The following is a 19,802-nucleotide window of genomic DNA, read 5'->3' as shown; positions in this document are numbered from 1 at the left end:
CAGCCTACGAGCGCGGGGCGACACCCACCGTCTCGTCCACAGGCGCAGCGTCGGACGGACCGACCACGGTCGTCCTCCGGTCCGTCTCGGGACCGCGAGCCGGCGCGACGGCCCAGCCCGTTCCTCCCGGCCGGGTCCACTGCCGACCCTCGGCCCACACCGGGGTCGGACCACGGAAGCAAGGTGCCTCCTGCCCCGGGAAGCGACGATCGAGCTTCCGCCACCGCGCGAGGAGCTCGATCAGCCCCCAGAAGACGAGCGACGTCGCGAACGAGAAGACGAAGCTCTCCGGCGTGCTGTTCGAGGAGTCGAGGTCGATCTTCGACCACCCGGGCGCCTGCAGCACGAAGATCATGATGTTGTTGAACGCGTGTTGCAGGACGGTGGCCTCCATGCCGCCGGTGCGCAGGACGATGATCGCGGCGATCAGGCCGAACGAGCCGACGTCGAGGATGCCCCACACGTTGTAGCCGTTCGCGATGTGCCCCGCGGCGAACACCACGGTCGAGACCGCGACGGCGACGACGACGCCCACGACCCGGACCGGGATCCACGACGCGATCGTCTGGACGAGGAACCCGCGGAAGACGTACTCCTCGGCGGCGCCCTGGAACGGTACGAGCACCAGGACCATCACGATCGTGAACGTCAGGGTGGCGGGCGAGACGGTCGACTGCCCGATCGCGTCGTGGTCCCAGCCGAAGCCGCCGTCGAACGAGAACATCCCCCACGTCTGCAGCAGGAACATCGGGATCGCGATGACGATCGTGGGGAGCAGGCACCACAGTGTCCAGCGCCAGCGCACCCGGAAGCGCGTCGACGACAGGATGCCCGCCGGGCCGATCCGCGCGATCTTCACCGCGAGCAGGACACCGGGCAGCAGCACCACGAGGGACAGCAGGGTCAGCGACAGGATGAGCGGGTCGGTGGGGTCGAGCGCACCGCTCGTCAGGTCGTCCTGGAAGCTCGTCAACCCCGCGGCACCCTGGGTCGCACCGATCGGCACGAAGTACGCGACCCCGAGGACGACCTGGGTGGCGATGTAGTACCCGACCAGGAACGCGAGCGCGACGAGCGGCCGCCACCAGCGCCAACGGGCATCGACGCGGGGCAGGCGGTGGTAGGGAACGCTCACCCGCGCAGGTTACCGGCCCGGGCAGGATGGGAGCCGTGCTCTGGCGTCCTGCTCGGCCTGACCGGCGCGGTCGTGTACGGGGCGGCCGACTTCCTCGGTGGCCTGGCCGCCCGCCGGGTCCGGGCCGTCACCGTGGCGGCCGCCGCGGCCGCGGCCGGGCTGCTCCCGCTGGTGCTCGGCGTGCCGATCGTCGGAGCGGCCTTCTCGGGCGAGGCCGTCGCCGCGGGCGTCTCGGGGTCGCTGGCGGTGCTGCTGCTGTACCGCGCGCTGGCCGTCGGTCCGATGAGCGTGCTCTCCCCGCTGACCGCGGTGTTCGCCGCGGTCACCCCGGTCGCGGTCGCACTGCTCGGCGGGACCGTGCTGTCGCTCGCCGCGTCGGTCGCGCTCGTGGTGGCGGTGGTCGCGGTCGTGCTGGTCGCGTCGGTGCGGGACACCTCGGGTGCGCGGGTGACCGCGGTCGGGGTCGTGACGGCTGCGGTGGCGGGGTGCGGGTTCGGCGGCATCGTGCTCGCGTACGACGCGGCGCCGGCGGACGCGGGGGTCGCGACACTCCTGGTCGGTCGGGTGGTGCAGACGGTGCTGCTCGGGACGGTGGCGGTCGTGGTGGCGGTGCGGCCGGGACCTGGCCGGACGGGAGGCGCGGACCACGTCGCCCCGTCGGCGTCCGCCCTGCGGTCTGCCGCGGGCGGTGTCCGTGGGCAGCGGCGGCAGGGCACGTCGCGGTGCTCGGGCCCGTCGCGATGGTCGCGCTGGCCCCGCTGGCTGGGCTGGCCGCGCTGGCCGCGCTGGCCGCGCTGGCCGCGCTGGCCGCGCTGGCCGCGCTGGCCGCGCTGGCCGCGCTGGCCGCGCTGGCCGCGGCGGACCGTGGTCGCCGTCGCGGCCTGCGGGGTGCTCGACGCGCTGGCGAACGCGTGCATCCAGGCGGCGCTGCACGTCGGCTCCGGCGGCGCCGTGCTCCCGGTGGTGAGCGTCCTCGACGCCCTCTACCCGATCGGCACGGTGGTGCTCGCAGGCGTCGTGCTCCGCGAACGGCTCACCGCAGTGCAGTGGGCCGGGATCGTGCTCGCCTTCGTCGCCTCGGTCGGGTTGGCGCTGGCGTAGCGGAGGGTGACGCGCCCGCAGCCCGGCGGCACCCGGCGGCGTCCGGCGTCGACCCGGCTCAGTCGTCGGCGATGAGGCGCTTGCCGAGCGAGACCGCGCGGTCCGGGGCGTACCCGAGCGAGGCGTAGAACCCGAGCACCTGCTCGTTGCCCTCGCGCACCTGCACGTTGACCTTCGGGCACCCGCGCTCGGTGAGGAGTCGTTCGAACTCCGACATGAACGCTCGTCCGAGCCCGGAGCCCTGCAGGTCGGGGCGCACCGCCAGGTAGTTCACCCAGCCGCGGTGCCCGTCGTAGCCCGCCATGCCGACGCCGACGACCGCCGTCCCGTCCACGCCGTCGGGCTGTTCGGCGACGAGGAAGAGCTCCGGCTGCTCGGCGACCTTCCGCGCGATGTCCCGCCGCGGGTCGTTCCACGGCCGCAGCAGTCCGCAGGCGTCCCAGAGGGCCACGACCGCCTCCGTGTCGTCAGGGAGGAACGGGCGGAACACCGGGGTCATCCCGCCACGCTAGCGGGACACGTGTGCATCCACAGGTACGAGGACTCGTCACCTGCCCGTCGCCGTGGTCTGATAGACCTGTCCGACCACCCCATCCGGATCAGGAGCACCGTGACCGCACACGACACCGCCCCGACCCGCCGCGCGGCGCGCGAGGACGAGGCCACGCGGCCGCCACGGCGCACCAGGCCCCGCCAGACCGTCGGTGGCGCGCTCGTGTCCCTGCTGGCGGAGCTGCTGATCATCGCCGGCGCCGGTACCGGTCTCTACGTGGCGTGGACCGCGTGGTGGACCGACGTCGTCGCCGTGAACGAGCAGACGAAGCTCGTCGACGACCTCGGACAGCGCGCGGCACCGAAGGTCGAGGGCTCCGAGCACCGCGGCGAGGCCCCCGTCCTCCCCGAACCGCCGGACGTCACGAGCGTCTTCGGCACGATGCAGATCCCCCGCTTCGGTGCGGACTACCTCCGACCGATCGGCGAGGGCACGGACCGCGAGCGCGTGCTCAACACGATCGGCCTCGGGCACTACCAGGACACCGCGATGCCGGGCGCCGAGGGCAACTTCGCCGTCGCCGGGCACCGTGTGACGTACGGCAAGCCGCTCAACCAGATCGCGGAGCTGAAGACCGGCGATGCGATCGTCGTCCGCGTGACGGACGAGGAGAAGGACTTCGACGTCTGGTACGTCTACAAGGTCACCGACTCGCAGATCGTCACGCCGGACAAGATCGAGACGATCGCGCCGGTGCCGAACCAGCCCGGTGTGACCCCCTCGGCGGAGGACCGCTGGCTCACCCTGACCGCGTGCCACCCGATGTGGTCCGCGAAGGAGCGCTACATCACGCACGCCAAGCTCGACTACTGGATGCCCGTCTCGGAGGGCACCCCCAAGGAACTCTCGGAGACGCCGCAGTGATCTTCCCGTTCGTCTGGCGGATCCTGCCCGGACCCGCCGCCCTGAAGGTCCTCGAGCTGCTCGTGCTGCTCGCCGTGATCGTCTATGCACTGTTCACCTGGGTGTTCCCGTGGATCGCGGCCGACATCCTGCCGCCGCCCGACGGCACGGTGGACGCACCGCCGTCCCCCTGACCGCGGTCCGCACGGGACGAGGGGGCACGAACGACGCCGGTGGTCGACCCGCGGTCCGCACGGACCGTCAGACGGTGGTCGTGACCCGCGAGCCGCCCTCCGCGGTGCGCCGAACGGCGATCCGCTCGGGGATGCGCTGCTTGAGCTCCTCGACGTGACTGACGATCCCGACCTGACGTCCGCCGGCGGTGAGACGGGCGAGCTGGCCGATGACGTCGTCGAGCGTCTCGGGATCGAGGGTGCCGAAGCCCTCGTCGACGAACAGGGTGCCGAGCGAGACGCCGCCGGCCTCGGCCTGCACGACGTCGGCGAGCCCGAGCGCCAGGCAGAGCGACACCGTGAAGGTCTCGCCGCCGGACAGGCTCCCCGGGGCTCGCCGGGTGTCGGTGGTGTGGTCGTGGACCGCGAGCGCGAGGCCGGTCCGGCGCGCCCGTGAGCCGGCTTCACGCTCGTCCGACGTCTCGAGGGTGAACCGCCCGCCGAGCATCCCCCGCAGCCGGTCGTTCGCGGCCGCGACGACGTCCTCGAAGCGCCGCATGAGCACGTACGTTCCGAGGGTGATGCCGCTCGGGTTCACCGCGGTGGCGCCGTTGGCGACGTCGGCCAGGCGCACGATCGCACGGCTCCGGGCGGACGTGTCGTCGCGGGCCCGGACGGCGCGGTCGACCTCGACGGCACAGCCGGCCGCAGCCTCGGCCCGATCGGACGCCGAGACCGCCGAGCGCACGGCGTCGTCGGCCCGCTCGGCCGCGGCGACGTGCGCTGCACGTGCGGCCTCCAGGTCGAGCGCGGCGTCCGGCCCGGCGTCGAGGTCGTCGGCCGCGGCGACCACCGCGGGTTCCGCGAGGCCCGCGTCGACGACGGCGCGCTCGCGGTCGGCCGCGACGACCTCGGCCTGCAGTGCGGTCGTCCGGTCGGGTGGGAGCAGCGCGGCCCGCGCCGCGTCGACGGTGTCGAAGCCCTGTTCGGCCAGCGCGCGGGCGACCTCGGCGGTCCGCTCGACCACGGTCTGCGCGGCCGTCGCCGCCTGCGACTCGGCAGCGGTGACCTCGACGGCCCGGGTGGCGAGGTCGTCGAGCTGCCGCACCGTCTGCGCGAGGGAGCGGTCGTCCGGTGTCGCGGATCCGTCGGCCGCCACCCAGGGGCTGCCCGCGAGCGACGCTGCGCGGAGCCGCGCCTCCGACACGGTGGCGGCGTCGTGGTCGAGCCGCTCCCCCTCGGCCGCGCTCGTCCCGACGAGGACGGCGTGCTCGGCCTGCACGGTGGTGTGCTCGCGTTCGAGGGCCCGGGTCTCGTCGTCGTGCGCCAGGCGGCGCTGTTCGACCTCGGCGACACGGATGGCCGCCGCGCGGGCGGCCTCGACGCGCGCGACGGCGACGGCGACCTGCTCCGCCAGGACGTCGGCGTCCGCGTCGCCGACCGCGGCGCGCAGGCGTTCGAGGTCCGCCCGTTCGACCGCGAGGACGGCCGATGCCTCGGCGAGGGCACCGTCGGCGGCACGCGTGGCGTCGGCGGCGGCGTCCACGGCTGCTGCATCGGGGTGGTCGTCCTGCGGGACGGCGACGTCCGGGTGCTCGGTCGCGCCGCAGACCGGGCAGGGATCGCCCGGGACGAGCGCTGCGCCGAGTTCGCCGGCGAGCCCGGCGATGCGTCGTGCCCGCAGGGCCTGCTCGGCACGCAGCAGCTCCTCGGCACGGATCCGGCGGTCCGCCACCGTCCGTTCCGCCCGACGCACGGCATCGGTCGCGGCGTCTCGAGCATCGAGGTCCGCGCGCACGCGACGGAGGCGCTCGACCTCGGCGCGGGCGGCCTCGCCGTCGCCCGCGGCGGCGGCGGCGGTCCGGGCTTCCTCGACGAGGGCAGCCCGTCCGGCGGGACGCGCTCCGAGCACGCGGTCGAGCTCCGCCACCCGCTCGACGAGCAGCGCGGCCCGAGCGGCGGCGTCGGAGTGCTCCCGGCGGCGTTCGTCGAGCGTGGCCTCGACCGCGACGAGGTGTCGGACCGACGCGGCACAGGCGGCCAGGTCGGCGTGCCGTGCAGCGACGTCGACATCGATGGGGACCCCGAGGCGCGTGCGGAGGTCGAGCGCACGGCGGTGGTGCTCGTCCGCACGGACCCTGGCGGCGTCGAGACCGTCGGCCGGCGTCGTGACCCGGGCGGCCCGGTCGGCGAGGGCGAGCCGGTCGCGAGCGGTCTCCACCCGGGCTGCACCGTCGTCGAGGGCGCGGCGGCGTTCGAGGAGCGCCGCGCGCCGCGACCGTGCCCCGAGCCGCGCGGCCACGTCGTGCTCGTGCAGCCGCGCACGGTCCGCCGCTGCCACCGCCTCGGCACGACGCGCTGCGGTGTCCTCGGCCCGGACCCGGAGCGCGTCGAGGGTCCCCGCCACGGAGGCCTCGGTCGCTTCCGGCTCACCGGCCGCCTGGGCGAACCGGTTGAGCGCGTCCCGGACCCGGGCGTCGGCGGACTCGACCTCGGCCTGGACCTCGCGACGGCGCGCGGCGAGCTCGTCGGCGGTCCGGTCGTAGACCTGGGTGCCGAAGAGCGACTGCAGGAGCTTCCGGCGGTCCTCCCCCGGCGCGCGGAGGAACCGGGCGAACTCGCCCTGCGGCAGCACGACCGTCTGCAGGAACTGCGCACGGTCGAGCCCGACGACCCGCGTGACCTCGAGCCCGATCTCCGGGATGCGCGAGGACACCGGCTCGCCCACGGCGTCCGCCGGGCTCGCGAGCCGGAAGAGCTGTGCGGACGCCTGCTGCCGGACCGTGCCGGCACCACGCTGCTTCGGTCGGTCGTACTGCGGCGTCCGACGGACCCGGAACACGCCGGCCCCGGTCTCGAACACGAGCTCCACGAAGGGTTCGACACCGGGGTCCGCGTGCTGGCTGTGCAGACGGTCGTGCGTCGAGCCCTCGCCCGCGAGGCCGCCGTAGAGCGCGAAGACCACGGCGTCGATGATGGTCGACTTGCCGGATCCGGTCGGCCCCTCGAGCAGGAACACCCCGGAGGCGGCGAGCGCCGCGAAGTCGATCGAGACGAGCTCGGGGTACGGCCCGATCGCTCGGAGTTCGAGTCGGTGCAGGTACATCAACGCCCCCGGTCGTCGTGCATCGCCAGGACGGCCGCCTCGTACGCCTCGGTCAGGACCGCGCGGTCGTCCTCGCTCGGCGCCGCGCCCGTGGCGAACGCGACGAAGTCGGCGGCGACCTCGACCGGGTCGGACGCCGCGGTCACCGCGCGGGCGGTCTGCCGTTCCTGGCGGTCGGCCGGCTCGTGGGTGATCGCCAGGGCGTGCGGGAAGTGGTCCTTCACGCGGGCGTACATCCGCTCCGGGTGGACGGTGTCGGTCACCGCGACCCGGACCCACGCGTCGGCGTCGCTGCGGTGCTCGCCGGCCTCGATCGCCGCGAGGGTGGTGCGGACGTCGACCAGGCGACGCGGCACCGGGGCGGGCACGAGCTCGACCGAGACCGCGCCGTCGGCGTCGAGCTCGACCAGGGTGACGCTCTTGCGCTGGTGCCGCTCCCCGAAGGAGAACGCCAGCGGTGAGCCCGCGTAGCGGATGCGGTCGCCGGTGCCCACGCGCTGCGGCCCGTGCAGGTGCCCGAGCGCGACGTAGTCGATGCCGTCGAAGACCGACGCCGCGACCTGGTCGACCCCACCGACGCGGATGTCCTGCTCGCTGTCGCTCGGTGCGGCGCCGCCGACGAAGGCGTGCGCGACGACGACGCTGCGGGTGCCGGGGCGCGTCGCGAGGTCGGCACGGATGCGTCCGGTCGCCGCCCCGACCACCGCCTGGTGCGAGCGGGCGAGGGGTTCGTCGGGCACCTCGGCCAGGGCGTAGCGCGTCAGGTCGGGGGGCAGGAACGGGATGCCGTAGACGGCGACCGGGCCGTCGTCGTCGGTCAGGAGCACCGGTGCGCCGATGCCCGCGGGCTCCGCCAGGATCCGGACGCGGTCGTGCATCACCCCCGCGCCGAAGCCGAGTCGCGCGGCGGAGTCGTGGTTGCCCGGCGTCAACACCACCGTCGCCGTCTCGGCCAGGCGTTCGAGCGTCCGGGAGAGCAGCCGGACGGCGTCGACCGGCGGGATGGCTCGGTCGTAGACGTCGCCGGCGATCACGACCAGGTCGACCGAACGCTCACGGACCGTGTCGACGAGGAAGTCCGCGAAGACCGACTGGTGTCCGAGCAGGTCCGCACCGAGCAGCGTGCGGCCGAGGTGCCAGTCGCCGGTGTGGAGGATCCGCATGCCGTCACGGTAGCGGCGGCCGGGGACATCACCGGCGACCCCGTGCCGCCCTGTGGAGGACCGGGGGCCACGGCGTTCCCGTGCAGGGACGTCAGCGCACGCAGGTCGTGCCGGACCCGAGCCCGGCGATCGACGTGTACTGGATCGCCACCGGTGCGCTCTGCACCGAGGTCCAGCTGCCCGGTGCAGCGGCGTTCGTCTGCACCCGCACGGTGCGCTGCGTCCCGAGGCCGAGCAGACCGCCCAGCGCGACGGTCGCGCTCCGCGCCTTCCCGTCGGCCGTGGTCGCGAGCACGGCTCCCGTGTCGTCGGTCAGGGTGAAGGACCTCGGCTCGTCGCCCGGGTACGCCCAACCGATCACGACCGAACCGCTCGCGTTCGTGCACGACAGCGACGTCACGACCGGCACCGTGGCGGCCGCGAACTGGGCGGCCGTGCTCGTGGTCCGACCGAACGGAGCCGCCTCCGCCTGCGCGGCGGGCAGCACCACACCCACCCCGACGACGACGGCGACGACGGCGAGGACCCCGGGCGTCCCGCCTCGCCGGACCCGCCGGTCCCGCTGGACGGCGGCGCCGGGCACGGAGCGGCCGCGCACGTCGACGTGGCGCGCGACGGGACGGGGCGACCGGTGGTGCGGACCTGCCGCGGTGTCGACCGCACGAGACGGGGCGGGGGTGAGCAGTGCCTCCCGGCGGTCGCCCGCACGTCCGCGACCGCCCGCGGCACCGCCACCGCCCGCGGCTGGACCGTCTCCGCGGTGCCGGGGGCCGCGCCTTCGGAAGGGAGCGTCGAGCGTGCAGAGCAGCAGCACGGCGACGAGTGCGAGCGCGACGGTCCCGACCTCGACCCAGCGACCCTCGCGGATCCAGAGCACCGGGGTGGCGACGGACGGCACCCGCAGGACGGCGACCCCGTGCACGGCGGACCGCTCGGTCGGCGTCGAGTCCGTCTGCGGGTTGGCGTCGCCCTTCGTGACGACGGTGCCGTCCGGACCGGGCTCGACGAACCGGTGCATCCGCAGGTGCCCCGGCTGGTCGGGGTCGTCGGCGAGCAGGACCTGGCCGGGACGGATCTCCGCCGGCGTGACCGGGCGCGACACGACGACGTCCCCGGGCACGAGCCGCGGGGCCATCGAGCCGGTCATCACCGTGGTCGGGTGCCACCCGATCAGCGCGGGGGCGGCCGCCCACAGCGCGAGCCCGAGGAGCGTGGCCACGACCGCCCTGGCCGCCGTGGCGACGACGACACGCCCCCAGCCGACGGCGACGTGCAGCACGTCGTGCGGGGTGTGACCACCGTGCACTGCGATGCTGACCATGACTGCCTTCGACCGGGGGCGTGCGTTCGGACGGGACGTCCTGCTAGTTGTTCTGGGCCTCCCAGGTGAGGCCGATCGACGCGGTGGTGCCCTGCGCCGTGTTCGGGGTGTTCGCGGACACCGTGTAGGTCACCCGGTAGACGCGGGTCTCGCTGGCGGCACCGGTCGTGGTCCAGGCGCCGAGGCCCGACGCGAAGTTCGTCGCCTGCGTGCCGAGGTTCGGCAGGGTGTTCTCGAAGAGGGTCCCGCCCGTCGCCGCCGGGGTGAAGCCCGAGCACGACGAGAACCCGCCGCCGGTGCCCTGCTCGATCTTGATCGTGGTGTTCTGCGCGAGCACGGACGAGGTGGACGGCGAGGTGGTGTAGAGCTTCACGGTGGACGGCAGCGAGCCGGTCGACGTGACGGTGATGCACTTGCTGTCGGTCGAGCCGGGCTTGAGGTTCGTGGCGGTGAAGAGCGCGGTGTTCGCGTCGTCGTCCGTCAGTGCGACGGTACCGGCCGTCCAGTTGCTGGTGGGGTTGGTGGTGGTGGCCGAGAACGCCGAGTACGAGGCGGTCGACACCACGACGCCCGAGGCGACGAGGGCTGCGGGCACGGCGATCCAGGCGGCGAGACGAGCGGCGCGAGGGGACACACGGGACATGGTTGTCCTCCAGAGGGGAGAGATCCTGATCGGTGGCGGCTCCGGACCCGCGGTGGTTGGTCGCGCTACGGTGCCTGTTTGGTACGACGATCAAGCTACTTGCTCGACGTGATGATGACAAGTGAAGAAATACCCCCTCTGTTGGGGGTAGCTTGACGGTCGAGACACCTGTTGCCTGGGACCGAGCACGAGGACCCCTGACCCGGGTCCGCGCACCACCCCTGACCGGCCCACGGTCACCCACCCGAGAAGAGCACCCGTGACGGACACCTCCCCCGCACTGCCGCAGCTGACCCCGTCGCCGCTGACCCTGCCGCCCGCACCCGTCTCCCCCGACGTCGAGGTGACGGCTCCGGTCGAGGACGTCGTCGACCCCGGCGTGGCCCGGCTGCTCGAGACCTTCCGCGCGCTGCAGGTGCAGCACGGACGGGTGCTCGCACACGAGAGCGCGACGCGGGGCCTCGGGACCACGGACCTGCGCCTGCTGCTGCACCTCGCCGCCGCGGAGCCGGCGGGCACCACGCCGAAGCAGGCCGGCGAGCAGCTCGAGCTGAGCACCGGTGCCACGACGTCACTGCTCGACCGGCTCGAGCGCCACGGGCACCTGGAGCGCCGCCCGAACCCCGACGACCGCCGGAGCATCCTCGTGCACCTGACGCCGTCGGGCACGGCGGTCGCGCGTGAGGTCGCGGCCACCTGGGCCGCGGCGTTCCGCGACGCCGTGGCACCGGCCGAACGAGCGGGTGTCGCCCTCGCGCTCGAGGGCGTCGGCGACGCCCTCGAACGACGTCACCGGGCGGCCACCGCGGGCTGAGCCCGCGTAGCGTCGGCCGCATGACCCCAGCGGAACTCCTCACCGAAGCGTTCGCCCGCGTGCCCGAGACCGTCGAGCGCGCTGTCGACGGCCTGTCGACCGAGCAGCTCGCGACCCGACCGGCCGCCGGCGCGAACACCCTCGCCTGGCTCGCGTGGCACACCGCCCGCGGACAGGACGCACAGGTCGCGGACCTCGCCGGCACCGAGCAGGTCTGGACCGCCGACGGCTGGGTCGAGCGGTTCGGCCTGCCGTTCCCCGCCGACGCGCTCGGCTACGGGATGTCGAGCGAGGACGTGGGACGGGTGCGCGCCTCCGCCGAGCTGCTGACCGCCTACCTGCGGGCCGTGCACGAACGCACCGTCGCGTACCTCGGCACGCTCGCCCCGGAGGACCTCGACGAGGTGGTCGACGACGCGTGGGACCCGCCCGTCACCCGGGGCGCCCGACTCGTCAGCATCCTCGACGACTGCACGCAGCACGCCGGCCAGGCCGGCTACGTGCGCGGGCTGCTCTTCTTCTCGCGCTGACACACCCGGCGGGGCGGTGACGGACGGGAGGCCCGGTGCCAGCTGGCACCGGGCCTCCCGTCGCGTCGTGTGGTCGCGTCTAGCGCGCGGCGAGCTCCGCGACGATGCCGTCACCGGGGGCGGCGTCGACGAGGTCGGCCTCGATCTCGGCGTTCTCGAGGATGCCCTCGATCTTGCGGCGACGACCACGCGGCACGAGCGTGACGACCGTGCCCTCCTTGCCGGCACGACCCGTGCGACCCGAGCGGTGCAGGTACGCCTTGTAGTCGTCCGGGGCGTCGGCCTGCACGACGAGCGACACGTCGTCGACGTGGATGCCGCGGGCGGCGACGTCGGTCGCGACGAGGACGTTCACCCGGCCGCTCGTGAGCAGCTGCAGGTTGCGCGTGCGGCGGGACTGGTTGAGGTCACCGTGGAGCGAGGTCGCGCGGATGCCGGCGTCCTCGAACTGGTCGGCCAGACGCTCGGCGTAGGCGCGGGTGCGGGCGAAGACGATCGTCTTGCCGTCGCCGGCGACGAGCTCCTCGAGCACCTGGTCCTTCTGGCGCTGCTCGACGACCAGCACGCGGTGGTCGATGGTCGAGGATGCCTGGTCCTCACCGGCGACCTCGTGGACGCTCGGCTCGTGCAGGAACTCGGACACGAGCGACGCGACCTGGGCGTCGAGCGTGGCGCTGAACAGGAGCTTCTGCGCCCGGTCGCCCTGCGGGGTGACCTCGGCGGTGGCGGAGAGGATCTCGCGGACCGGCTCGAGGAACCCGAGGTCGCACATGTGGTCGGCCTCGTCGAGCACGGAGACGACGACCTCGCTGAGGTCGAGCTTCCCCTTGTTCATGAGGTCCTGCACGCGGCCCGGTGTGCCGACGATGATGTCGACGCCGCGCTCGAGGGCACCCTCCTGGCGGCCGTAGGGCACGCCGCCGTAGATCTGCGTCGTGAAGAGACCGACGGAGCGGGCGATCGGCTGCACGGTGCGGTCGATCTGCAGGGCGAGCTCGCGGGTCGGGGCGAGGATCAGCGCGCGCGGGGCACGGCCCATCTTGCGCTTCGTGCCGCCGCCGTGCTCCATGAGCTTCTCGACGAGGGGCGCACCGAACGCGATGGTCTTGCCGGAACCGGTGCGACCACGGCCGAGGACGTCCTTGCCGGACAGCACGTCGGGGATCGTCGCGGCCTGGATCGGGAACGGGCTCGTGGCACCCATCTCGGCCAGGGTGCGGGAGATGTTGCCGCCGATGCCGAGGTCGGCGAAGGTCACGCCCTCGACGTCGGCCGCGACGGTCGCCTCGGCCTGGAGCTTCTCGAGCTTGACGTCGTCCGCGGGGACGTAGGCCGGACGCGCGTCGTCACGGTCACGGCGGGGAGCGCGGTCGTCGTCGAAGGAGCGGCGCTGCGGGCGGTCGTCACGGTCGAACGAGCGGCGCTGCGGGCGGTCGTCGCGGTCGAAGCGGCGGGCACCACGGTCGTCGTCGCGACGCGGGGCGCGGTCGTCGCGGTCGAACCGGCGGGCACCACGGTCGTCGTCCCGGCGCGGGGCGCGGTCGTCACGGTCGAACCGGCGCGGGGCACGGTCGTCGCGGTCGAACGAGCGACGCTGCGGGCGGTCGTCCCGGTCGAAGCGACGAGCACCACGATCGTCGTCACGACGCGGGGCACGGTCGTCACGGTCGAACCGACGCGGGGCGCGGTCGTCACGGTCGAAGCGACGAGCACCACGATCGTCGTCACGACGCGGGGCACGGTCGTCGCGGTCGAACCGACGCGGCGCACGGTCGTCGTCACGGCGCGGAGCACGGTCGTCGCGGTCGAACGAGCGACGCTGCGGGCGGTCGTCCCGGTCGAAGCGACGGGCACCACGGTCGTCGTCGCGGCGCGGAGCACGGTCGTCACGGTCGAACCGACGCGGTGCGCGGTCGTCACGGTCGAAGCCACGTCCACCGCGGTCGCGGTCGTACCCGCGTCCGCCGCGGTCGTCACGGCGCTGGCCGCCGTCGCGCGGCTCCCAGTTCGGACGCGCGGGGCGCTCGCCCTGTGCGGAACGCCCACGGCGCTCCTCGGCGTCCCAGCGCTGCTTCTGACGCGGCTGCGACGGATCGGCGGCGCGGTAGCCGCGGTGCTTGCTGCTGCGCGCGGCGGGGGTGCCGTTCGCGTGGCGGACTCGGTCGTCGGCACGCTGACGCGCGCCCTTGTCGTACGGGGCCATTGCTACTTTCCGGGGTGCAGACGTCCGCGCGCCCGGCAGCGACATCGGCGGGGGCTCTGAGGCGGAGAGGGGGTTCTTCCCGTCGTGGTCCGACGTGAATCCAGCCCTCGAGCGAACACACACCCAAACGAATCCCGCGGTCGTGATGCCGCGGTGCCGAAGGCCGACCGACAGAGTCTACGCGACACGGACGCGCCTGGCCAGCCCCGCGGCCGGGCCGTGCGACGGGGCGGAGGGGTGTCGCGCCTCCAGGCCGGAGCGGCCGTCAGGACTCGGCGAGCCGCCGACGTTGCTCGGCCACGTCGAAGTCTGCGGTGGGCCAGGTGAGCTGCATGTCCTCGAGCGCGCGGAGCAGGAGCTGCTGGACGGCGAGCCGGGCGTACCACTTGCGGTTCGCGGGGACGACGTACCAGGGCGCCCGGGCCGTCGAGGTGCGGTCGAACACCGTCTGGTACGCCTGCTGGTACTCGTCCCAGAGCAGGCGCTCGTCGATGTCGCCGGGGTTGAACTTCCAGTGCTTGTCGGGGCGGTCCAGGCGGTCGCCGAGCCGTTCGCGCTGCTCGTCCTTCGAGATGTGCAGCATGACCTTGACGATCGTGGTGCCCTGCTCGACCAGACGGTCCTCGAAGTCGACGATCGCGCCGTACCGGCGTTCGATCTCCTCGGGCGGGGCGAAGGCGCGCACCTTCTGGATCAGGACGTCCTCGTAGTGGGACCGGTCGAACACGCCGAGCTGCCCGGCCGCGGGGAGCTGCCGTTCGATGCGCCAGAGGAAGTCGTGCTCGCGCTCCTCGGCGGTCGGGGCCCCGAAACCCGCGTGGTGGACGCCGTTCGGATCGACCGCGCCGACCACGTGCGAGACGATGCCGCCCTTGCCCGCGGTGTCCATCGCCTGCAGCACGAGGAGCACGCGACGCTGGTCACCGGCGGTGCTCGCGGCGAACAGGCGCTCCTGCAGCGCGGCGAGGCGGTCGGCCCCTGCGGCGAGCGACTCGAGCCCGTCGATCTTGCGGCCGGGGAAGCCCGGCGTGCCGTCGGGGTCGACGCGGTCGAGGCGGAAGCCCTCCTCGACGCGGAGCAGCGGTTCGGGGTCGGTGTTCCAGGCCTTGCGACGGCTCACGGGTCCTCCTGCGGGTGTCCTGCCCATCCTGGCACCCGGCGGTACCGGACGCGGGGAGGAGGTCGGTCGTCCGGACGGCGGACGCGGTGTCGAGCGGGCGGGGTTAGCGTGGACGGCGATGAGGTCCGGCCGCCGCACGCTGCTCGCGCTCCTCGCCGCGGTCGTGGCGACGGGTGCCCTCGGGTCGTGCAGCGGTGCGCCGGCCGGCGACCGGGACGACGTCGTGACCGCCGACCCCGTGATCTACCCGCTGTCGCTGCGCTACCCCGGCATCGAGGTCGTGGCCGACGTGCCGTACGGGCGGGAGCCGCTGCAGCGCCTCGACGTGTGCCTGCCGCCGGACAGCGCGCCGGACACCACGGCGACCCCGACGGCGACCCCGCGCCCGTCGCCGTCCGTGTCGCCGTCGCCGTCGGGGTCGGACGTCGCGACCGAGGGACCGGCCGACGGTGGTGCAGGTCGGGACGCCCGGGCCGACCGTCCTCGCGACGGCCGACCCGCGGTGATGCTCGTCCACGGCGGGAGCTGGTCGCACGGCGACAAGGCCACGGCGGCGTACCGGGCGGTGTGTCAGTACCTGGCGTCCGAGGGGTTCGTCACCGTGAACATCGACTACCGCCTGGCGCCGACGGACCCCTTCCCGGCTGGCCTCGACGATGCCCGACGGGCGCTCGACTGGGTGTTCCGACCCACGACGCTGCAGACGTACGACATCGACCCGGACCGCGTGGGCCTCTTCGGCGGCAGCGCGGGCGGCAACCTCGTCGCGATGCTCGCGGTGACCGACCACGAGTCGGCTGCGTGGGCGGCCGGGGACCGCATCCGGGCGGTCGTCGACCTGAGCGGCCCGACCGACCTCACGACGCGGTCGACCGAGCCGGACGGGGTGTCCGCCTCGTTCCAGCGCAAGCAGTTGCTGTACCTCGGCTGCCGGAGCCACGAGGACTGCCCCGCCGCACAGGCCGCCTCGCCCGGTCACCACGTCACCGACGAGACCGCCCCGTTCTTCGTCGGACACTCCACCGCCGAGTTCATCCCGCTGTGGGAGTCGCAGGAGTTCGTCGCCACGCTCCGCGAGCACGACGTCCCGGTGACGTTCGTCGCGGTGGAGGGGACGGCCCACTCGATCGCCCAGCTCGACCGGGCGATGAGCGAGCGGGTGGTGGCGTTCCTCCGCGATCGGCTCCGGTGACGGAGGACGGGACACGGTCGGGCCGTGCCCCGTGCGGGTGGCACCCGGACTCGGGTGTGCGGGGGCCGAGCAGCGACCGCAGACTCGGAGTGTGACCGACACCACGACCCGCACCGCGCGCCCCGACACCGAGTGGCCCGCCCGGACGTCCGTCCGGACCTACGCGGAGCTGCTCCTCGGGCTGTCGTTCACCGCTGCCGTGGCCTTCGGCGGCTACTCGGCGGTCACCGGTCACATGGCGATCGCCGCGCAGGGCGCCGCGATCGTGTTCCTCGTCACCCTGACGTGCGTGCTCGTGTCGTGGTTCCGCCAGGTCGAGGCCGAGGAGTCCGGCAGCCGCGACTGACGGCAGCCGACGAGCGGGTCGCCGCCCGCAGCCGCCGGTCGTCGCGACCTGCCCGTCCCGGACGAGCGGCGCGCCCCGGCAACGGCGAGAGGCCGCGGCCGGGAACAGCTCAGTGCTCCGTCGCGGCCTCCCGCTCCGCCTTCCGGTCGGCCCGCCGCTCGCGGAACCCCTCGACCACCGAGTACAGCGCCGGCAGCACCACGAGGGTCAGCAGCGTCGAGGACACCAGACCACCGATCACGACCAGCGCGAGCGGCTGCGAGATGAAGCCCGACTTGCCGGTCAGCCCGATCGCCATCGGCAGCAGCGCGAAGATCGTCGCGAGCGCCGTCATCAGGATCGGTCGGAGTCGACGGGTCGCGCCCTCGATCAACGCCTCCCGGACGCGGAGCCCGCGGCGGCGGTACTGGTTGACCAGGTCGATGAGCACGATGGCGTTCGTGACGACGATGCCGACGAGCATCAGCAGGCCGATGAGCGAGGCGACCCCGAGCGGGATGCCCGTCACGATCTGCAGGAGCAGCGCTCCGGTGGCGGCGAACGGCACCGACAGCAGCAGCAGGATCGGCTGGAGCAGGCTCCGGAAGGTCGCGACCATGATCACGTACACGATCAGGATCGCGACGAGCACGGCGAGCAGCAGCTGGCTGAACGCGGACGACTGGCTCGACGCGACACCGCCGATCGTCGCCGACGCGCCCTTCGGCAGGTCGAGGGCGTCGACGGCCTGCGTCACGTTCTGCACGGCCTGCCCGAGGTTCGTCGAGTCCGGCGTCACGGTGATCGTCGCGGTGCGCACGGCGTTCGACGTGGTGATCGTGGTCGGCCCGTCGGACTGCTCGACCGTCGCGACGTCGGTCAGCGGGACCTCGCCGCTCGCAGTCGGGATCGACAGTGCCTTCAGCGCGTCGATCGTGGTCGGCGGTTGCGGGTCGGCGATGTACACGTCGAGGGTGGCGTCGTCGATCTCGACGCTGCCGGTGTCCCGCGGCGAGACCGCGGCGGCGACGATCCCGCCGACCTGGGTCTCGGTGAGCCCGCGCTCGGCGGCCTTCGTCCGGTCGACCTGCACCGCCAGGTACGGCTCGGCTGCCGACAGGTTGCTGGTCGCCGAGGTGGTCCCGTCGACGTCGCGCATCGTCGACAGGACCTGCTTCGCCGCCGTCTCGAGCTCGGACTGGGTCGGTGCGGTGACGTCGACCTCGATGTCGCTCGACCCGCCGAAGCCACCGCCCGCGCTCGACAGGCTGACCTCGCCCACGCCGTCGATCCGCTCGATGCGGTCGCGGGCCGTGGACTGGATCGTCGTCTGGTCGGCGCCGGCGTCGGTCGTGACGTTGTACTGCACGGACGCCGAGGCACCCCCGCCGAACGCGGCCTGGATGGACTGGCCACTCGACCCGATCGTGGTCTGCACGGTCTCGACGCCGGAGACGTCCTGCAGCACCCGCTCGACCTTCCGTGCGGCGTCCGACTGCTCGTCGAGGCTGGTGCCGGGCTCGAGGTCCTGCGTCACGGTGAAGGTGTTCTGCCCCGAGTCGCCGAGGTAGTTCGTCTTGACGAAGGGCACGGCAGCCGCGGTGCCGCCGAGGACGACCAGGGCGAGCACGAGGACGAGCGCCGGACGGCCGACCGCCCAGCGGAGGACGGGCAGGTACCCGCGACGCAGCCGGTCGGACGTGCCGGCGTCGTGCAGGTCGTCGGCCGACGCCAGCGCCCCGGTCGACGACGACGCAGCCGGACCGGACGGCACGGCCGACGCAGACGAGGACGAGGACGACGCAGTCGGCGTCGAGCCCGTGGTCGGCGTCGCCGCGTGCCGGTGGGTCCTCGGTGCCCGGAGCCACCAGTATGCGAGCACCGGCACGATCGTCAGCGACACGAAGAGCGACGCGAGCAACGCCATCGTGACCGTCAGCGCGAAGGGCCGGAACAGCTCGCCGACGAGCTCCGCGACGAACGCGACAGGCAGGAAGACCGCCACGGTCGTGAGCGTCGAGGCGGTGACGGCCCCGGCGACCTCGCGCACGGCGTCGAGCACGGCCCGCCCACGGTCGACGCCGGGTTGCAGGTGCCGCTTGATGTTCTCGATGACGACGATCGAGTCGTCGACCACACGGCCGATGGCGATGGTCAGCGCGGCGAGGGTGATGATGTTGAGGGTGTACCCGGCGGCCTGCATGCCGATCGCGGCGAGCAGCACCGACGTCGGGATCGAGATCGCGGTCACGAGCGTCGAGCGCCAGGAGAGCAGGAACACCAGGATGACGACGACCGCGAACCCGAGGCCGAGCAGCCCCTCCTCCGCGAGTGAGTCGATCGACTGCTGGATGTAGGGCGCCTGGTCGAACACGACGGTGAACTGCGGGTCGCCGGTGACCTTGGCCTCGATGCCGGGCAGGGCGTCCTTCACGGTCTCGGAGACGTCGACCGTGTTCGCCTCCTGCGTCTTCGTGATCGCGATGGTGAGCGCGGTCTTGCCGTCGACGCGGCTGATCGAGGTGCGCGGCGACTCCTCGATCTGCACGGTCGCGACGTCACCGAGCGAGGTCGGCGTGGAGGCGGTGCTCGCGCCCGTCCCGCCCGTCGCGGTCGTCGCGGTACCGCTCGCACCGGTCCGGCCCTGACCTGCGGCCGTCCCGCCCGCGGTGCCGTCGCCGGACCCCGTGGCACCGGTCGCCGTGCCGGTGCTGCCCGGCGCCCCCGAGGCGCTGCCGGAGTCGGTCGCGGACCCGCCCGTGGACGAGCCACCGGCCGACGATCCCGACGAGCCCGATCCGCTCGACGCCGTCAGGGGCAGCCCGCGGATGTCGTCGAGCGACGCGATGCGCTGCCCGGTCTGCACCGAGAGCGTCGTGCCGTCCTGGGTGATCGTGCCGCCGGGGATGAGCGTGCCGTTGTCGTCGAGGGCGTTCGAGATCGACTGCGTCGTGAGGCCGCGCGCCGCGAGCTCGTCCTCGTTCGGGGTGATCACGATGCGTCGACCAGGGTTGCCGAAGACGTCGGCCTGGCGCACGCCGTCGAGCTTCTCGAGGTCGGGCACCGCCGTGGCGTTCAGGCGGTCGACGAGCTGCTCCTGGTTGCCCGAGGCCGTGACGGCGAGCTGTAGCACGGGCAGGTCGTCGAAGGACCCGGTGACGATCTGGGTCTGCACGGTGTCCGGCAGCGACAGTGCGTTCACCGCGGTCTGGATCTTGTCCTCGGCGCTGGCCAGGTTCGACCCGTAGTCGAACGACGCCGACACGACGCTCTGGCCGGTCGAGGACGTCGCACTCGTCGACTCGAGGTTCGGCACGACCTGGATCGCCTGCTCGATCTTCGTCGACACGTCGTTCGACACGACCTCCGGCGTGGCACCGGGGTAGGCGCTGACGATCGCCACCTGGGGGAACTGGACGCTCGGGATGAGCTCCTGCTTGAGGTTCGTCAGCGCGACGCCGCCGAACACCGCGACGACGATCGTGACGAGCGCGATGAGGGCCCGGTTGCGGAGGCTGAAGACCGAGAGGAGGTGCACGACGCCGATCCTCGCAGTTCCACCTGCGAACCAGACCGTCGG

16 protein-coding genes are annotated in these 19,802 nt (G+C 73.5%); 7 read left to right on the top strand and 9 right to left on the bottom strand.

The genetic code is table 11. The annotated features are described in order from the left end of the window. Window positions 1-4: 4 nt before the first annotated feature. Complete coding sequence (locus LCG91_RS03060) at window positions 5-1,135, bottom strand: CPBP family intramembrane glutamic endopeptidase (protein WP_224442452.1); 1,131 nt, start codon at window positions 1,133-1,135, stop codon at window positions 5-7. Window positions 1,136-1,207: 72 nt separating this feature from the next. Between LCG91_RS03060 and LCG91_RS03055 the strand changes: the two genes are divergently transcribed. Then, on the top strand, window positions 1,208-2,236 hold the full coding sequence (locus LCG91_RS03055; RefSeq protein WP_224442451.1) for an EamA family transporter: 1,029 nt from the start codon (window positions 1,208-1,210) through the stop codon (window positions 2,234-2,236). Between the two features lie 58 nt (window positions 2,237-2,294). Here LCG91_RS03055 and LCG91_RS03050 read toward each other — a convergent pair whose 3' ends face one another. Continuing rightward, window positions 2,295-2,735: a GNAT family acetyltransferase gene (locus LCG91_RS03050; RefSeq protein WP_224442450.1), complete on the bottom strand. Its 441-nt coding sequence runs from the start codon at window positions 2,733-2,735 to the stop codon at window positions 2,295-2,297. 111 nt (window positions 2,736-2,846) lie between these two features. On the opposite strand from LCG91_RS03050, the gene LCG91_RS03045 reads away from it, so the two are divergent. Together LCG91_RS03045 and LCG91_RS03040 are read left to right on the top strand one after the other, a co-directional pair. Further along, entirely contained in the window at window positions 2,847-3,653 is an 807-nt protein-coding gene (locus LCG91_RS03045) for a class E sortase (protein WP_224442449.1), read from the top strand. Then, entirely contained in the window at window positions 3,650-3,826 is a 177-nt protein-coding gene (locus LCG91_RS03040; protein WP_158407726.1) for a hypothetical protein, read from the top strand. Before LCG91_RS03045 ends, LCG91_RS03040 begins: the two co-directional genes overlap by 4 nt. A 67-nt stretch (window positions 3,827-3,893) precedes the next feature. On the opposite strand, the gene LCG91_RS03035 is transcribed toward LCG91_RS03040, so the two are convergent. The 4 genes from LCG91_RS03035 to LCG91_RS03020 form a co-directional block, all read right to left on the bottom strand. Beyond that, a complete protein-coding gene (locus LCG91_RS03035) occupies window positions 3,894-6,911 on the bottom strand; it encodes an AAA family ATPase (RefSeq protein ID WP_224442448.1) in 3,018 nt (1,005 codons plus the stop codon). Further along, window positions 6,911-8,074 (bottom strand): exonuclease SbcCD subunit D, encoded by a 1,164-nt coding sequence (locus LCG91_RS03030; RefSeq protein WP_224442447.1) that lies wholly within the window; start codon window positions 8,072-8,074, stop codon window positions 6,911-6,913. Before LCG91_RS03030 ends, LCG91_RS03035 begins: the two co-directional genes overlap by 1 nt. Window positions 8,075-8,165: 91 nt before the next feature. Further along, entirely contained in the window at window positions 8,166-9,395 is a 1,230-nt protein-coding gene (locus LCG91_RS03025) for a S24/S26 family peptidase (RefSeq protein WP_224442446.1), read from the bottom strand. 43 nt (window positions 9,396-9,438) lie between these two features. After that, a complete protein-coding gene (locus LCG91_RS03020) occupies window positions 9,439-10,038 on the bottom strand; it encodes a CalY family protein (RefSeq protein WP_224442445.1) in 600 nt (199 codons plus the stop codon). Window positions 10,039-10,297: 259 nt separating this feature from the next. Between LCG91_RS03020 and LCG91_RS03015 the strand changes: the two genes are divergently transcribed. Then, complete coding sequence (locus tag LCG91_RS03015) at window positions 10,298-10,852, top strand: MarR family winged helix-turn-helix transcriptional regulator (protein WP_224442444.1); 555 nt, start codon at window positions 10,298-10,300, stop codon at window positions 10,850-10,852. Between the two features lie 20 nt (window positions 10,853-10,872). Beyond that, window positions 10,873-11,382, top strand: a complete 510-nt coding sequence (locus LCG91_RS03010) for a mycothiol transferase (RefSeq protein WP_224442443.1) — start codon at window positions 10,873-10,875, stop codon at window positions 11,380-11,382. 79 nt (window positions 11,383-11,461) lie between these two features. Here the strand turns inward: LCG91_RS03010 and LCG91_RS03005 are convergent, their stop codons facing one another. Continuing rightward, a complete protein-coding gene (locus tag LCG91_RS03005) occupies window positions 11,462-13,585 on the bottom strand; it encodes a DEAD/DEAH box helicase (RefSeq protein WP_224442442.1) in 2,124 nt (707 codons plus the stop codon). Window positions 13,586-13,850: 265 nt separating this feature from the next. Beyond that, complete coding sequence (locus LCG91_RS03000) at window positions 13,851-14,732, bottom strand: polyphosphate kinase 2 family protein (RefSeq protein ID WP_411955825.1); 882 nt, start codon at window positions 14,730-14,732, stop codon at window positions 13,851-13,853. A gap of 91 nt (window positions 14,733-14,823) precedes the next feature. Here LCG91_RS03000 and LCG91_RS02995 point away from each other — a divergent pair, with 91 nt between their 5' ends. Both LCG91_RS02995 and LCG91_RS02990 read left to right on the top strand, forming a co-directional pair. Then, window positions 14,824-15,897, top strand: a complete 1,074-nt coding sequence (locus tag LCG91_RS02995; RefSeq protein ID WP_224442440.1) for an alpha/beta hydrolase — start codon at window positions 14,824-14,826, stop codon at window positions 15,895-15,897. A gap of 91 nt (window positions 15,898-15,988) precedes the next feature. Next, window positions 15,989-16,243: a hypothetical protein gene (locus tag LCG91_RS02990; RefSeq protein ID WP_224442439.1), complete on the top strand. Its 255-nt coding sequence runs from the start codon at window positions 15,989-15,991 to the stop codon at window positions 16,241-16,243. 109 nt (window positions 16,244-16,352) lie between these two features. On the opposite strand, the gene LCG91_RS02985 is transcribed toward LCG91_RS02990, so the two are convergent. Further along, entirely contained in the window at window positions 16,353-19,760 is a 3,408-nt protein-coding gene (locus tag LCG91_RS02985; RefSeq protein WP_224442438.1) for an efflux RND transporter permease subunit, read from the bottom strand. Window positions 19,761-19,802: the final 42 nt, after the last annotated feature.

Origin of the sequence: Curtobacterium sp. TXMA1 (assembly GCF_020162095.1) — a bacterium.
GTDB lineage: Bacteria > Actinomycetota > Actinomycetes > Actinomycetales > Microbacteriaceae > Curtobacterium.
This window is presented reverse-complemented; position numbering and strand designations above follow the sequence as displayed.

Excerpts from the sequence above, each read along its gene's own strand:
- LCG91_RS03030 (WP_224442447.1), bottom strand. The coding sequence starts at position 8,074 with ATGCGGATCCTCCACACCGGCGACTGGCACCTCGGCCGCACGCTGCTC.
- LCG91_RS02995 (WP_224442440.1), top strand. The coding sequence starts at position 14,824 with ATGAGGTCCGGCCGCCGCACGCTGCTCGCGCTCCTCGCCGCGGTCGTG.
- LCG91_RS03020 (WP_224442445.1), bottom strand. The coding sequence starts at position 10,038 with ATGTCCCGTGTGTCCCCTCGCGCCGCTCGTCTCGCCGCCTGGATCGCC.
- LCG91_RS03010 (WP_224442443.1), top strand. The coding sequence starts at position 10,873 with ATGACCCCAGCGGAACTCCTCACCGAAGCGTTCGCCCGCGTGCCCGAG.
- LCG91_RS03005 (WP_224442442.1), bottom strand. The coding sequence starts at position 13,585 with ATGGCCCCGTACGACAAGGGCGCGCGTCAGCGTGCCGACGACCGAGTC.
- LCG91_RS03025 (WP_224442446.1), bottom strand. The coding sequence starts at position 9,395 with ATGGTCAGCATCGCAGTGCACGGTGGTCACACCCCGCACGACGTGCTG.
- LCG91_RS03035 (WP_224442448.1), bottom strand. The coding sequence starts at position 6,911 with ATGTACCTGCACCGACTCGAACTCCGAGCGATCGGGCCGTACCCCGAG.
- LCG91_RS03000 (WP_411955825.1), bottom strand. The coding sequence starts at position 14,732 with ATGGGCAGGACACCCGCAGGAGGACCCGTGAGCCGTCGCAAGGCCTGG.
- LCG91_RS03050 (WP_224442450.1), bottom strand. The coding sequence starts at position 2,735 with ATGACCCCGGTGTTCCGCCCGTTCCTCCCTGACGACACGGAGGCGGTC.